Genomic DNA, 14,823 nt, shown 5'->3' with positions numbered 1-14,823 from the left:
GCTTAGAAGGCCGTTGCTCTATCCGATTGAGCTATAGGCGCATTCCAATACCGGCTGCATTTTCATCAACATGAACGCGACGTCGTGGTCGGGGTAGAGGGATTCGAACCCCCGACATCCTGCTCCCAAAGCAGGCGCGCTACCAGACTGCGCTATACCCCGTAAGACGTCTGTCATGCCCGATGACTCTACGAGCCCTTCGATGCGCTGCGTATTCTACGGATCCTTTCTGTCGGGTCAAGCCTTTACGTGCACTTAACGTCGATTGACCCGATCGGCAGAAAGGCCAAAACCGGTACCAAATTCCACTTACGCTTCAGCTTACGTTGACTGCATCGCCAAGCGTGCGAAAATTGCCCGCTTCGTCGGTCCGCTACCGGCACCCTCAGGACTCAGAAAGGAAAGTCGATGACCGCTCAGTTGATCGATGGCAAGGCCATTGCCGGCTCAATCCGCAATCGGGTGAAAGTCGACGTGGAGCATCGAACCCAGCGCGGGCTCCGTCGCCCGGGGTTGGCCGTCATTCTGATTGGGCATGACCCGGCCTCCGAGGTCTACGTCAGCCACAAGCATCGCGCTTGCGAGAACGCGGGCATTGTCTCCTTCAGCCACCGGCTCGAGACCACCACCTCGCAACACGACCTGGAAGCCCTGATCGATCGACTGAATGCCGATCCGGCCGTTGACGGCATCCTGCTGCAGCTGCCGCTCCCCGAGCATCTCGATGCCAACCCGCTGTTGGAGCGCATTCGTCCGGACAAGGACGTCGATGGTTTCCATCCCTACAATCTGGGTCGACTGGCACAGCGACTGCCACTGCTTCGCCCGTGCACCCCCAAGGGCATCATCACGCTGCTCGAAGAGAGCCGGATCTCGCTGAGAGGCCTAGATGCCACCATCGTCGGCGCGTCCAACATCGTCGGTCGGCCGATGGCACTGGAGCTGCTGCTGGCCGGCTGCACCACCACGATCTGTCATCGCTTCACTCAGGGTCTCGAGGATAAAGTGCGGCAAGCCGATCTGCTGGTGGTCGCCACCGGCAAGCCCGGCCTGATCGACGGCCGCTGGATCAAGCCGGGTGCAATCGTCATCGATGTCGGCATCAACCGTCAGCAAGATGGCTCGCTGGTGGGCGATGTCGATTTCGCCACCGCGTCCGAGCGCGCCAGCTGGATCACGCCGGTGCCGGGCGGCGTCGGACCGATGACCGTCGCCACGCTGCTGGAGAACACACTGCAGGCGGCCGGGCTCCACGACGCCCAGTAACGTAGCGAGAATCGTCGTCAGGACCGCGGTCGATAGCGCGAATGTCCGACTGCCTCGCATCGCAAGCTCGGATCACCGATACCTCTCACCGACCCACGGAAGGACTGCCGCATGCAGACTCTCGGCATCATTGGCGCCATGGAACAGGAAGTCGCCCTGCTCGCCTCTCAGTTGGACGACGCCCGCATCGAACACCATCCGGGGGGCACTTTTCATTGCGGTCGGCGCCACGGTCTTCAGATCGTGCTGCTCCAGTCCGGCATCGGCAAGGTCAACGCCACCGTGGGCGCGACGCAGCTGATGACCCATTACCGCCCGGACGCGATCATCAATACCGGCTCCGCGGGCGGCTTCGGCGCGTCCCTAGAGGTCGGCGACGTCATCATCTCCAGCGAAGTCCGCCATCACGACGTCGACGTCACGGCCTTCGGCTACGAGATGGGCCAGGTGCCCGGCATGCCGGCAGGCTTCGCCGCCGATACCAGGCTGATCGAGACCGCTCGCGCGTGCATCGAGAAGCTCGGCGACCTGCGTGTTCACGAGGGGCTGATCTGTACTGGCGACAGTTTCATGTCCGACCCGGCACGCGTCGACGCCGTGCGCTCGCATTTCCCCCAGATGCTCGCCGTGGAAATGGAAGCAGCGGCCATCGCCCAGACCTGCCATCTGTTCGAATGCCCGTTCGTGGTCATCCGGGCGCTGTCGGACATCGCCGGCAAGCAGTCAGAGCTCTCCTTCGACGCCTTTCTGGAACGGGCGGCAACGCATTCGGCCCAGATGGTCGATGCCATCATCGCCAGGCTGGCCGCGCAATAACCTCCACGGTTCACTTGCCATTGTCCCTTTCAGAACGACAAACCCCGCCAGTTGGCGGGGTTTGTCATTTCGAGAACGTCGCCTCGAGAGTATTCCGAAGACGGGATCGCATCACGCCGGCGGCGCCTCGAACCCCCAGCGCGTCCCCTCGCGGGAATCCTTCAGCACCACGCCCAATGCCGCCAGCTCATCACGGATCCGGTCAGCCTCGGCGAAATCCCGGTTCTCCTTGGCCACCGCCCGCGCCTCGATTCGTGACTCGATCTCGGCCTCGCTCAGCGGCAGGTCGTTCGCGCCAGCCTTGAGGAAAACGGCCGGTTCCCGCTCGAGCAACCCCAGCACGCTTGCCAACCGCTTGAGCTCCTGGCCCAGCGCCCCGGCATGAGCCGGTTCGACATCGCGCAGCCGATTGATCTCGCGCGCCATGTCGAACAGCACCGACAGCGCTTCCGGCGTATTGAAGTCATCGCTCATCGCCGCCGAGAACCGTTCGGCGTAGATGCCTTCGACATCGCCATGAAGCAACTCGACCCCGTCGAGCGCATGATAGAAGCGCTCCAACGACTTGCGCGCCTCGCTCAGCGACTCAGGAGCGTAGTTGATCGGGCTGCGATAGTGGCTGGCAACCAGCAGGTAGCGCACGACTTCAGGGTCGTGCACCTCCAGCACCTCGCGGATCGTGAAGAAATTGCCCAGAGATTTGGACATCTTCTCGTGATTGACCCGCACTGCGCCGGCATGCATCCAAACGTTGACGTAAGGCTTCCCGGTCGCCGCCTCGCTCTGGGCGATCTCGTTCTCGTGATGCGGAAAGGTCAGATCCGGCCCGCCGCCATGGATATCGAAAGTCTCGCCGAGGCAGCAGGTCGACATCGCCGAGCACTCGATATGCCAGCCCGGCCGCCCTTCGCCCCAGGGAGAAGACCAACTGTCTTCGCCCGGCTTGGCCGCTTTCCACAACACGAAGTCGAGCGGATCTTCCTTGTGCTCGTCGACATCGACGCGCGCGCCGGCACGCATGTCGTCGAGATTACGATTGTTGAGCTTGCCGTAATCGGCGAAACGGCGGACGCGATAGTAGACGTCGCCATTGTCGGCGGCATAGGCATAGCCGCCCGCGATCAGACGCTCGATCATCGCCACGATCTCCGGGATATGGCCAGTCGCCCGCGGCTCCGCATCCGGCCGCAGCACGCCAAGACGCGCTTCGTCTTCGTGCATGGCGTCGATCATGCGCTCGGTCAGTGCCGATATCGATTCGCCGTTCTCCTGCGCGCGCTTGAGAATCTTGTCGTCGATATCGGTAATGTTGCGAACGTAGGTCACGTCCAGCCCGGTCTGACGCAGCCACCGCGTGATCACGTCGAACGCCACCATGACCCGCGCATGACCCAGATGGCAGTAGTCGTAGACCGTCATCCCGCAGACATACATGCGCAATCTGCCCGGTTCGATCGGCTCCAGCCTCGACTTGCGTCGCGTCAGCGTGTTGTAGATCTCCAGCGCGCTCATGCTCTACCCCTCAGCCCTGCTTCTTCTGAATCTTGGCCCAGCTATCCTTGAGCCCCACCGTGCGATTGAACACCAGCTTGCCATCTCGACAGGCGTGGCGGTCGGCACAGAAGTAGCCGACCCGTTCGAACTGATAGCGGGCCTCGGGCTCGATATTCGCCAGCGCCGGTTCGGCAATGCCGGTCACCGTGACCAGCGAGTCGGGGTTGAGATGATCGAGGAAGTCGGCGTCCTTATCGCGATCCGGAGCTTCATCCAGGAACAGATTGTCGTAAAGCCGCACTTCGACGGGGACGCCATGTTCCGCGCTGACCCAATGGATGACGCCCTTGACCTTGCGCCCTTCCGGGTTCTTGCCCAGCGTGTCGAAATCGACGCTACAGTGCAGCGCATCGATCTCGCCATCGTCGCCCTTGATCACCTCGTCGCAACGAATGACGTAGCCATTGCGCAGGCGAACTTCCTTGCCGGGCGCCAGACGGAAGAACTTCTTGGGCGGCTCTTCCATGAAGTCTTCGCGATCGATCCAGATCTCGCGGGTCAGCGGCAGTCGGCGTGTTCCCATATCCTCACGCGCCGGGTGCCCCGGCACCTCGAAGACCTCGTCGTGATCCGCCGTGAGATTGGTCAGAACCACCTTCAGCGGATTGAGGACACACATCGCTCGCGGCGCGTTGTCCTCCAGATCCGAGCGGATCGCGAAATGCAGCATCGCGATATCGACCACGTTGGCGGCCCGGCTGACGCCGGTCATGTCGCAGAACTTGCGCAGCGACGCCGGCGTGTAGCCACGGCGACGCAATCCGGAGATCGTCGGCATCCGCGGATCATCCCAGCCATCGACCACGTCCTGGTCCACCAGCAGCTTTAGCTTGCGCTTGGAGGTCACCGTATAGTTGACGTTCATCCGCGCGAATTCGGTCTGCCGGGGCTTGGACGGCACCGGCAGCTGGGCCAGGAACCACTCGTACAGCGGCCGATGGTCCTCGAACTCGAGCGTACACAGCGAATGCGTGATGCCCTCGATCGCATCGGACTGGCCGTGGGTGAAATCGTAGGACGGGTAGATCTTCCAGGCGTCACCGGTCTGATGGTGATGCGCGTGGCGGATACGGTAGAGAATCGGATCGCGCAGATTGATGTTCGGCGCGGCCATGTCGATCCTGGCACGCAGCACCTTGCTGCCTTCAGCGAACTCGCCCAGTCGCATGCGCTCGAGCAGATCGAGGTTCTCTTCGACGCCACGATCGCGATACGGGCTCGGGCGGCCCGGTTCCGTCAGGGTGCCGCGGTACTCGCGAATCTCATCCGGCGAGAGGTCGTCGACGTACGCCTTGCCTTCACGCACCAGATGCTGGGCCCAGGCATAGAGCTGATCGAAGTAGTCGGAGGCGAAACGTACCGCTCCGCTCCATTCGTAACCGAGCCAGCGAATATCTTCCTGGATCGCATCGATGTAAGCCTGCTCTTCCTTGGCCGGGTTGGTGTCGTCGAAACGCAGATGACAGCGCCCGCCGAACTGTTCCGCCAGGCCGAAATTGACCCAGATCGACTTGGCGTGGCCGATATGCAGAAAGCCGTTGGGCTCCGGCGGAAAGCGGGTCACGATCGTCGTGGCCCGCCCCGACTCGATCTCGTCACGAATCTGGTTACGCAGGAAATTCGGCCCCCCCTGCTGGGTCTCGGCACCTGGCTGGGCTTCGGAACTGGCGTTGGGGCTCTCGGCGTTCGTGTTGCTTTCGACGCTCATGGAATGCAGGCAACCTCTGTAATTCGGATGAGTGGGCAGCGGTACGGCCCTGATAACGGCAGGTTAACACGCGCGGACAGCGGTTTCTCCCGACGGCCCAAAACCGCTATTATAGCGCGACGCCCGCGGCCGGCGACAAGCCGGCCGCCATCTTACGACAGCCCAGAATCGCTCAGGATCTCCGATGATCGTTTTGCACACCAACCACGGCGCCATCACGCTCGAACTCGACTTCGAAAAAGCCCCCAAGACGGCCGCCAATTTCGAGCAGTACGTCAAGGAAGGCCACTACGACGGCACCCTGTTTCACCGCGTGATCGATGGATTCATGGTTCAGGGCGGCGGCTTCGACACCGACTTCGAACAGAAACCGACCCGCGCCACGATCGACAACGAAGCCGACAACGGCCTGACCAACCAGAAAGGCACGGTGGCCATGGCGCGCACGCAGGATCCGCACTCGGCCAGCGCACAGTTCTTCATCAATGTGGGCGACAACGATTTCCTCAATCACCGCGACAAGAGCGTGCAGGGCTGGGGTTACTGCGTTTTCGGTCGAGTCGTCGATGGCATGGAAGTGGTCGACAACATCCGCCAGGTCGCCACCGGGCGTCGCGGCATGCACAGCGATGTTCCGGCGGATGACGTCATCATCGAACGTGCCGAAGTCACGGCCTGATCCTTCAATACCGGTCAGGCTTCGACGAGAAGCCGGCGATCCTAGCCCGTCTGCGCGCCAAGCCTGACCACCGACAGGAACGATCTTTCGCATGCAACTGCTGATTGCCGACCTCCACCTCCACCCCTCTCAGCCCGACATCGCCAAGGGATTCATCGACTATCTGCGCGGGCCGGCCCGACAGGCCTCGTCGCTGACCATTCTCGGCGATCTATTCGAAGCCTGGATCGGCGACGACTACCGCGGGGATTTCGAGCAGCAGATCATTGCCGAGCTCAGGGCCTGCGCCGAAGCCGGCACGCGGCTGGCGTTCATGCATGGCAACCGGGACTTTCTGATCGGCGAGTCGTTCGCGGCCGACAGCGGCTGTGCGCTGCTCGACGACCCGACGGTGGTGGAGCTGGGTGGCCAGCGCGTCCTGCTGTTGCATGGCGACAGTCTGTGTACGCGTGACGAGGCCTACATGGCTTTCCGCCAGCAGGCGCGCAACCCAGCCTGGCAAGCCCAGATCCTGGCAATGCCGGTCGAGGAGCGTCTGGCGCTGGCCATGAAACTGCGGGAACAGTCCGGCGAGGCCAACACCAACAAGGCCGAAGACATCATGGATGTCACGCCCGATGCCGTCATCGAGCTCATGCAGACTCACGATGTCAGGATCATGATTCATGGTCACACCCACCGACCGGCCGTCCATGACCTGCGTGTCGGTGAAGAAGCTGCGAAGCGCTACGTGATCGGCGACTGGCGCCCTGGCGTGGGCTGGCAGTTGAGAGTGGAAGGCGACGAGTTGACGCTCGAGTCATTCGCGATCTGAACGTCCCGGCATCGATCGAGCGAAAACCGGTCATCCAATGCCAATAGCGCGGTTCGTCTGACACCAACGCCCGGCTCGAACATCGAGCCGGGCGTTATTGGTCACGGCCATGCTCGCCGTAACCCACCCCTCCGCTCGCGACGACGATGCTTTCCTCGGCCATGGTCATGGCTGTCGGCCGTGATCATAGCTGATAGTCCGGCGTACGAGACGTGGCGCTGACATTGTCCAGCAGCGTTCGCCAGCGAGTCAGAACCGGAGCATCGGACAGTGCCACTTCTCCCAGCCGATAGCGCAGCGCTTTCTGCTTCTCGCCATCGGTTGGATCGACCAGGGAGAGCCACATCTCCAGGCTTTTCAACTCCATGTGCGCACTGCCTGCCTCGAGGGACCAGCTTCTGGCTTCTTCGATCAGGTCCGCCACGCGCTGCATGTCATCCCCCAAGCGATGCCTGGCGCGAGCCATCTGCAACGCTATCTGCGGCATCATCAACGAACGCCGCGTCCGTGCCTGGTGGAGACACGGCTCCAGATACGCCACTGCGCGCGCAACGTCATTGAGCGCCAGGCAGGCGTCTCCGTACCACAGGAACGGGCGCTGGTGGGGCTCGCGACCGGTCAGCTCGCTCAGCCGGGCGACGCTGGACTCGATGCGCTGCAAGCCCTGGGGCTCCCCCGCCAGCGACTGACTCCATCCGAGAACGCAGTCGGCCTCCCAGTGCCAGCGCTGCAGGTCCGCCGTGCGGGTCATTTCATGGGCACGCCTGCCACGCTCGGTTGCGAGATGAATATGCCCGAGCTGACGATAGAGCGAGGCGGCAAAAATCAGGGCCATGGCCAGCGACCCAGGATGACGAACGGATTCCGCCAGCCGGATGGCGGCTTCCATCTGCTGTTCCGCGCGGCGGTAATCGCCACGCAGGCACAGTGCCCAACTCTGGTAGCAGGCTGCCGCCACCTGAGGGTGATCGGAGTAGGGCAACCACTCCAGTACCATCGGCTGGTTCAGCGGATCGATCTGATCGAGGTGTTCATAGGCCAGCGATACCTGACCGCTCCAGTACTCCCCATGGGCTCGGGCATAAAGCGCCAGGCGCTGATAGCGCACATCATCGATGCGCTGGGCGAGCTCGCGCAGCTGCGCGGCCAGAGATTCCGCGTCGCGATTGGCGTGACGCTGGCTCGCGCCCACCCACAGCCCCCAGGTCACCAGAAACGCCTGATCATCGGCCTCCTCGTCATCCAGCACCGAGCCCTGCCACATTTTCTGCGCCTGAATGAAGCTCTCGTGCGCCGCCCGCGAACCATGTCCTTCCAGCGCATAGCAGGCCTGCCCCTTCACTGTCAGCAGACTGATCTGACGCTCGGCGCCACCAGCGGAACCTTCGTTCAGGCAAGCCAGGCCGGATTCCGCCATCTTCAGGGCCGTGCGATTGGCGCTCACCTTGAGCCCGCCACGAGCCGCCATCTCGAAATAGCGGGCAGCGCGAGCCGGATCTCCCCCGCGTCGAAGATGCTCGGCGAAATCCCCCGGATGACGGCTGATCCAGGCGGGGTAGCGGGACTCGATCACTTCCACCACCCGCTGATGCAGCACGACACGGACGTCCTGCGGGCAGGAGAGATAGGCCGCTTCCTGCAGCAGCGGGTGGGTGAACTGAAAGTCGTAGGGATGGGTCTCGCAGGGTTCGATGATCTCCAACCGCCGCATCTGCTCCAGCGCGACCTTGAGCGCACCGTCGCTGGCTTCCAGACAGTCGCCCAACATGCCCGCTTCGAACTGGCGACCAAACGTTGCCGCCATGTGCGCAACCTGCCGATCACCCTGCAACTGATCGATGCGACTCGCCAACAGCCCCAGCAGCCCGCTCGGCAGACTGTCGACGTCCAGCCGCCGGCCCTCGCGCCGATCGATCTCCAGCCGACGACAGATCTCCTGCAGATAGAGGGGGACGCCTTCGCACCGTTCGATCAACTGTTCGCGCAGTCTTGGCCCGAGCTTGAGACGATGGCGTCGAGCCAGATAGTCCAGCATGTCCGCGGCCTGGCGTGCATCGAGGCGTGCCAGCATCACCTGTTGATCCCAGTTCAATCTGACCGATGGCACCTCCCGGTTCTGATGCGAGGCGATCAGCAACGAGGCGGTATGAATCGGCAGTCTGGCCTGGAGGTTCTGCAACACCTTGAGCGAGGGTTCATCCAGCCACTGCAGGTCATCGACGATGATCACCAACGGCCGGCGCGACGCGGTCATCTCGAGGATCAGCGCCTGGACCAACTGCGTGACCAGCTCCACGGCTTCGTCGGCATCCTCGCGCGCCAGCGGCTCGCGACCCAGCACATCGATCAGCAACTGCCGGCGCTCGCTCCCGATTTTCTTCAGCGCAACCGTCCGATCGATCAATGCACCGAGCGCTTCGCCGTCAGGCTCCCGCTCCAGATACCAGCGAAGCAGCGATTGGACCAGGCCGTACGAGCTCTGACTGGATAGCCGAGTCGTGGGACGCCAGAACACCGCGACGTCTTCATGCTGGAGAGACTCCCGAAAATGAATCATCAACGCGGACTTGCCGATGCCGGTATCCCCTAGCACCAGCAGGCTCTGACGCAACCCCAGGGAGACCCGAGCCAGCGCGTCTCGCAGCTGACGCAACTCCGACTCGCGCCCCATCAGACTGGGCGGCAAGGCCTCGCGTCCCGCCGATTCCACCCCAAGCACCAGGCCACGCCGCTGAACGCGTCCGTCGCTGCTGATCAAACGGGGCGTCAGCCGCGACTGAAGATCGAACGCGGGTGGCAGATGCTGACTGGCATTGAGTGAGATCACGAGTTCACTGCTCTGCGCGGCCACCATCATGGCCAACGCCACCTGAGTCACGTCACCAAATGGATCGATCGACTGCCGCTCGGGCAACCAGATCACGCGACCGCTATCCAGCCCCGCCGTCAGGGTGAAGCGCGGTGGCGAGTCGTCACCTTCCCAGACGCTATCGAGTTCACGCGCCAGACCCTGTCGGCAGTGCTCGAAAAGTGCCACCAACTCGGCCAACTGGTGGGTGGGCCCGTGGGTGCCGAAACAGGCCAGACCGACCCCGCTTCCCACGGCCGCCTGCCAGAAACCACCCAAGTGACGACACTGGGTTTCCAGCCATTGAAACAGCTGCCCCTGCGCTTTCAGACAGGCGAGCGCCCGGCCGAGATCGTTGCCGGCATCCACCGGTCGCAGCGCAATCGCCATCACCGTGATCTGCCGGTAGTCGATATCTTCCGCGGAGTAGCCCGCCGCCTCCCTCTGCGCCCCGCGTGAAACGGAGCAACCCGCCTGACTCAACCAGTCGGTGCCGGCCAATCCCTGCGCCGGCACTTCCGACCAGAATCTCGCCAACTGCAGAAAACCGGGCTCGGGCTGCTGTCCGGACAGCGCCAAGTGCTGAAGGAAGGCGTTGAACTGCTCGCGGGCGGCGGCGAACTGCCCGTGCTCGGCGAGCTGCCGAACCAGGCGCTCGTGAAAAGGGCCGTAGCCGGGGAGGCGATGGATCAGGGTCCGCAGCAGCGCCTCGGGTAATGCCGAGGCGGTCTCGAGCACTCGCTCGGCATATTCGATCAAGCGCTGGCGCCACTCGCCTCGCGTGCGCACCAGCCATTGCTGGAAAACGACGCACTGCCCCAGATGCAGCTCCTCCAGCAGATCGCCGCGATAATGATCGAGCAGCTGTTCCAGCGTCGCCACGGTCGGCGGCTGGTGAAGCAAGCCGTCTGCGGCGCGCAGATCCCAGGCCACGGACGTCGGCAGATCGAAGGCGATCGTCTGGCGGGTGACGGAGAGGGATGACTCGGCAAGATCGCCCAGGCTATGACGCAGGCAGTGCAAGGCATGGCGAAGATTGGTCCGCCCGGATTTGACGCCCTGATCCGGCCACAGCATTTCCGCCAGTGAGGCACGGCTGACCGGCGTTTCCTGCATCAGCAGGTAAACCAGCAGCGCCTTCACTTTATCGTAGCTGAACTGCGTCAGGGTCCGCTCATCCTGCTGATAACTGAAATGTCCAAAGAGCGCGATTGTTGTTGTGGCTCGACCTGGGTTCATGGGTTTCCATTGTCCGGTGAGAGTTGCAGCATCCAGTCAAGATGCAGCCGTCCGACGATCACTCGCGAGATGGCCGTACCCGACCCGCTCAGTCGATCGGTACGGCCGCAGCTCGGCAACGTGCAGTGGCGCGAGTCCGCGGCTCAATGATCCCGCGCTGCCGGCACGCCGCTATGGAAGCGAAACATGGCATCTTCGCCTTCAATCAACGCCTGCTCGTGGGTTGCGAAGCGGGCCACCCGCTCCGCGACGAAGGCCTTGCCGGCATAGCGCTCCGCGAGCCCCAGATAATCCTCGAAATGCCGTCCTTCCGATCGCACCAGCGAGCGATAGAACCTGGCAAGAGACTCGTCGAGATGGGGGATCAGCCTGGCAAAACGCTCACACGAGCGCGCCTCGATGAACGCGCCGACGATCAGGATATCGATCAGGCGCTGGGGCTCCTCGCGCGCCACGTGCTCGCGCAGCCCCTCGGCGTAGCGCGACGCCGGAATATGGGAATAATCGATGCCCCGCCCCTGCATCAGCCCGACGACCTGCTCGAAGTGCAGAAGCTCTTCACGGGCCAGCTGCGACATCTTGGTCAACAGCTCCGGACGGTCGACGTAACGAAACATCAGACTCATGGCGGTCGACGCCGCTTTCTTCTCGCACTGTGCGTGGTCGATCAGCAGCAGCGCCGGATTCTCCAGCGCCGCGTCTATCCAGCGCTGCGGGGTGTTACACGGCAGAAAGTCGAGCAGCTCGACCGGCAGCAGATCGTCGGTGGCGGGATCGGGGCAATTCGTCATGGGTTCGGTCGGCATGGGCGTTAGTCGAGCGGTCGACAGGTGACTGTCGAGCGCGTGAAGTGAGGACAGGAGACACCCGATAGCATCGATAGGCCGGGGCCGCCCCAGGGCGATTCGCGGCGCGGGGAGCGGTTCGCCTGGCTCGATGCGTTGAATCAGAGTGGATTCGATGAAGCATGGCGTCATGGTAGCGCCTGCAGGATCAGACTTCGATAGCCATTTTCCCGACCATGGTGGCATTGACTTGCTACGCACATACCCGCCGCAAAGCCGATCACCAGCGGCTTCTTAACATTGTCGACAGTTTCACGTAGACTTCGCTGCGCCCACCGCAGCCGATCTCGGTCGACGGGAATCCCCCCTTCCGGCGACCGGGAAAACGCATTGCTCATGCGGGCTCTAACACTAGATGAGGCTCTCCACCGTGCTTGAAGCTTACCGCCAACATGTCGAGGAGCGCGCCCTGGAGGGCGTGCCACCGAAGCCGTTGAACGCCGAAATGACTGCCCAGCTGATCGAGCTGCTGAAGCAGCCGCCAGCTGGCGAAGAGGCGTTTCTCCTCGAACTGATCACCGATCGCGTGCCGCCGGGCGTCGATGAAGCCGCTTACGTCAAGGCAGGGTTCCTCACCGCTATCGCCAAGGGTGAAGCGAGCTCACCGCTGATCGACAGAATTCACGCGGTCAAGCTTCTGGGAACGATGCAGGGCGGCTACAACATCGCCACGCTGGTCGAACTGCTCGATGACAGCGAACTGGCTCAGGAAGTCGGCGAACAGCTGAAGCACACATTGCTGATGTTCGATGCCTTCCACGATGTCGCCGAACGCGCCAAGAATGGCAATGCGATCGCGCAGCGCGTGGTCGAATCCTGGGCCGATGCCGAGTGGTTCCTGGCCAGGCCGGCACTGCCCGAGAAGATCAGCATCGCGGTGTTCAAGGTGCCGGGCGAAACCAACACCGACGATCTCTCGCCGGCGCCGGACGCCTGGTCACGACCGGACATCCCGCTGCATGCCAACGCCATGCTCAAGAACCCCCGCGAAGGCATCGAGCCGGAAGTCGCCGGTTCCAAAGGGCCGATGTCACAGATCGAAGCGGTCAGGGCGAAAGGCTTCCCGGTGGCCTATGTCGGGGACGTGGTGGGCACCGGCTCCTCGCGCAAGTCCGCTACCAATTCGGTGCTGTGGTTCTTCGGCGACGACATTCCGTACGTGCCCAACAAGCGCGCAGGCGGTTTCTGCTTCGGCGGCAAGATCGCGCCCATCTTTTTCAACACGATGGAAGATGCCGGCGCCCTGCCGATCGAAATGGACGTCGACAAGCTCGAAATGGGCGACGTGATCGACGTCTTCCCCTACGAAGGCAAAGTGACCCGTCACGATAGCGACGAAGTGGTTTCCACCTTCGCACTCAAGACCCAGGTCATTCTCGATGAAGTGCGCGCCGGCGGCCGTATTCCGCTGATCATCGGTCGCGGCCTGACCGAAAAGGCCCGTAATGAACTTGGCCTGCCGGGCTCGAACATCTTCCGCAAGCCGGAACAGCCGATCGATACCGGCAAGGGATTCACCCTGGCCCAGAAGATGGTCGGCAAGGCCTGCGGCATGGATGGCGTTCGCCCCGGCATGTACTGCGAGCCGAAGATGACCACCGTCGGTTCGCAGGACACTACCGGACCGATGACTCGCGACGAGCTCAAGGACCTGGCGTGCCTCGGCTTCCAGGCCGATCTGGTGATGCAGTCCTTCTGCCACACCGCTGCCTACCCCAAGCCGGTCGACGTCGAAACGCATCACACCCTGCCCGACTTCATCATGAATCGTGGGGGCGTGTCTCTGCGTCCCGGCGACGGCATCATCCACTCCTGGCTCAACCGCATGCTGCTGCCGGATACGGTCGGCACCGGCGGTGACTCCCATACCCGCTTCCCGCTGGGCATCTCCTTCCCCGCCGGATCGGGTCTGGTGGCCTTCGCTGCGGCTACCGGCGTCATGCCGCTGGACATGCCGGAATCGGTTCTGGTTCGCTTCAAGGGCGAGCGTCAACCCGGCATCACCCTGCGCGACCTGGTCCACGCGATTCCCTATCACGCGATCCAGAGCGGTCATCTGACCGTCGCCAAATCCGGCAAGAAAAATATCTTCTCCGGTCGCATCCTGGAGATCGAAGGTCTCGAGGATCTCACCGCCGAGCAGGCGTTCGAGCTCTCGGACGCCTCCGCCGAGCGCAGTGCCGCCGGTTGCACCATCACGCTGGGAGAGGATCGCGTCACGGAATATCTGAATTCCAACGTCACGCTGCTGAAGTGGATGATCAGCGCAGGCTATGGCGATCGCCGCACGCTGGAACGCCGCATTGAAGCCATGGAAGCATGGCTGGCCGACCCCAGCCTGATGCGCGCCGATGCCGACGCCGAATACGCCGCAGTGATCGAGATCGATCTGGCCGAGATCGACCAGCCGGTGCTGTGCGCCCCCAACGATCCGGACGACGCCCGCCTACTTTCCGAAGTGGCCGGTACACAGATCGACGAAGTCTTCATCGGCTCCTGCATGACCAACATCGGTCACTTCCGTGCCGCCGGGAAATTGCTCGAAAAACAGCCTCCTGGCAGCCTGAAAACACGGCTGTGGCTTGCGCCGCCGACCAAGATGGATCAACATCAGCTGACCGAGGAAGGCTACTACGGCATTTACGGCAAGGCTGGCGCGCGCATGGAGATGCCGGGCTGCTCTCTCTGCATGGGCAACCAGGCACGTGTGGCGCCGAAATCCACCGTGGTATCCACCTCAACGCGCAACTTCCCCAACCGATTGGGCGACGGTGCCAATGTCTATCTGGCATCGGCAGAACTTGCGGCGATTGCCGCCGTCGAGGGCCGCCTGCCAACGGTCGAGGAATACAAAGCTACCATGGGCGAGTTCAATGCCATGGCGGGGGAAATCTACCGCTACCTGAACTTCCATGAGATAGAGGACTTCCAGAAAGCGGCCGCTACCGTCATTCCGGTCGCCCAGGAAGCCTGATACGTCTCTTCCGATGCTCGCAGCTTCATGAAGAGGTCACCGAAACGCCCCGCTGATGTGGGGCGTTTTTTTGTGCTCGT

Annotated in this window: 9 protein-coding genes and 1 tRNA gene; 5 read left to right on the top strand and 5 right to left on the bottom strand. The window is 62.8% G+C overall.

Translation table 11 applies throughout. The features are described from left to right. Positions 1 to 85 precede the first annotated feature (85 nt). Positions 86 to 162: transfer RNA gene (locus BTW07_RS10760), tRNA-Pro, on the bottom strand. A 246-nt stretch (positions 163 to 408) separates the two neighbouring features. Between BTW07_RS10760 and folD the strand changes: the two genes are divergently transcribed. Then, the gene (gene folD / locus BTW07_RS10755) at positions 409 to 1,266 is read left to right on the top strand and encodes a bifunctional methylenetetrahydrofolate dehydrogenase/methenyltetrahydrofolate cyclohydrolase FolD (protein WP_075570179.1); all 858 of its coding nucleotides are present in this window, start codon (positions 409 to 411) and stop codon (positions 1,264 to 1,266) included. Positions 1,267 to 1,377: 111 nt separating this feature from the next. Then, complete coding sequence (gene mtnN / locus BTW07_RS10750) at positions 1,378 to 2,082, top strand: 5'-methylthioadenosine/S-adenosylhomocysteine nucleosidase (RefSeq protein WP_075570178.1); 705 nt, start codon at positions 1,378 to 1,380, stop codon at positions 2,080 to 2,082. Between the two features lie 111 nt (positions 2,083 to 2,193). Here the strand turns inward: mtnN and cysS are convergent, their stop codons facing one another. After that, positions 2,194 to 3,585, bottom strand: coding sequence for a cysteine--tRNA ligase (cysS, locus tag BTW07_RS10745; protein ID WP_208605402.1), 1,392 nt, complete (start codon positions 3,583 to 3,585; stop codon positions 2,194 to 2,196). A 19-nt stretch (positions 3,586 to 3,604) separates the two neighbouring features. Continuing rightward, positions 3,605 to 5,344 (bottom strand): glutamine--tRNA ligase/YqeY domain fusion protein, encoded by a 1,740-nt coding sequence (locus BTW07_RS10740; RefSeq protein WP_083941764.1) that lies wholly within the window; start codon positions 5,342 to 5,344, stop codon positions 3,605 to 3,607. Between the two features lie 184 nt (positions 5,345 to 5,528). Here BTW07_RS10740 and BTW07_RS10735 point away from each other — a divergent pair, with 184 nt between their 5' ends. After that, positions 5,529 to 6,023, top strand: coding sequence for a peptidylprolyl isomerase (locus BTW07_RS10735; protein ID WP_075570176.1), 495 nt, complete (start codon positions 5,529 to 5,531; stop codon positions 6,021 to 6,023). 91 nt (positions 6,024 to 6,114) lie between these two features. After that, a complete protein-coding gene (locus BTW07_RS10730; RefSeq protein ID WP_075570175.1) occupies positions 6,115 to 6,837 on the top strand; it encodes a UDP-2,3-diacylglucosamine diphosphatase in 723 nt (240 codons plus the stop codon). Positions 6,838 to 7,021: 184 nt separating this feature from the next. Here the strand turns inward: BTW07_RS10730 and BTW07_RS10725 are convergent, their stop codons facing one another. Both BTW07_RS10725 and BTW07_RS10720 read right to left on the bottom strand, forming a co-directional pair. Then, positions 7,022 to 10,924 (bottom strand): ATP-binding protein, encoded by a 3,903-nt coding sequence (locus BTW07_RS10725; protein ID WP_075570174.1) that lies wholly within the window; start codon positions 10,922 to 10,924, stop codon positions 7,022 to 7,024. Between the two features lie 143 nt (positions 10,925 to 11,067). Beyond that, positions 11,068 to 11,715, bottom strand: coding sequence for a MiaE family protein (locus BTW07_RS10720; RefSeq protein ID WP_075570184.1), 648 nt, complete (start codon positions 11,713 to 11,715; stop codon positions 11,068 to 11,070). Between the two features lie 424 nt (positions 11,716 to 12,139). Between BTW07_RS10720 and acnB the strand changes: the two genes are divergently transcribed. After that, complete coding sequence (gene acnB / locus BTW07_RS10715; RefSeq protein WP_075570183.1) at positions 12,140 to 14,743, top strand: bifunctional aconitate hydratase 2/2-methylisocitrate dehydratase; 2,604 nt, start codon at positions 12,140 to 12,142, stop codon at positions 14,741 to 14,743. The last annotated feature ends 80 nt before the right edge of the window (positions 14,744 to 14,823 follow it).

The sequence above is a fragment of the Salinicola socius genome, assembly GCF_001937195.1.
Lineage (GTDB): Bacteria > Pseudomonadota > Gammaproteobacteria > Pseudomonadales > Halomonadaceae > Salinicola > Salinicola socius.
Note: the sequence above shows the minus strand (reverse complement) of the source record. Positions and strands in the feature narration are given on the sequence as shown.

Coding starts and splice junctions, on each gene's coding strand:
- folD (WP_075570179.1), top strand. CDS start 409: ATGACCGCTCAGTTGATCGATGGCAAGGCCATTGCCGGCTCAATCCGC.
- mtnN (WP_075570178.1), top strand. CDS start 1,378: ATGCAGACTCTCGGCATCATTGGCGCCATGGAACAGGAAGTCGCCCTG.
- BTW07_RS10740 (WP_083941764.1), bottom strand. CDS start 5,344: ATGAGCGTCGAAAGCAACACGAACGCCGAGAGCCCCAACGCCAGTTCC.
- BTW07_RS10735 (WP_075570176.1), top strand. CDS start 5,529: ATGATCGTTTTGCACACCAACCACGGCGCCATCACGCTCGAACTCGAC.
- BTW07_RS10730 (WP_075570175.1), top strand. CDS start 6,115: ATGCAACTGCTGATTGCCGACCTCCACCTCCACCCCTCTCAGCCCGAC.
- BTW07_RS10725 (WP_075570174.1), bottom strand. CDS start 10,924: ATGAACCCAGGTCGAGCCACAACAACAATCGCGCTCTTTGGACATTTC.
- BTW07_RS10720 (WP_075570184.1), bottom strand. CDS start 11,715: ATGACGAATTGCCCCGATCCCGCCACCGACGATCTGCTGCCGGTCGAG.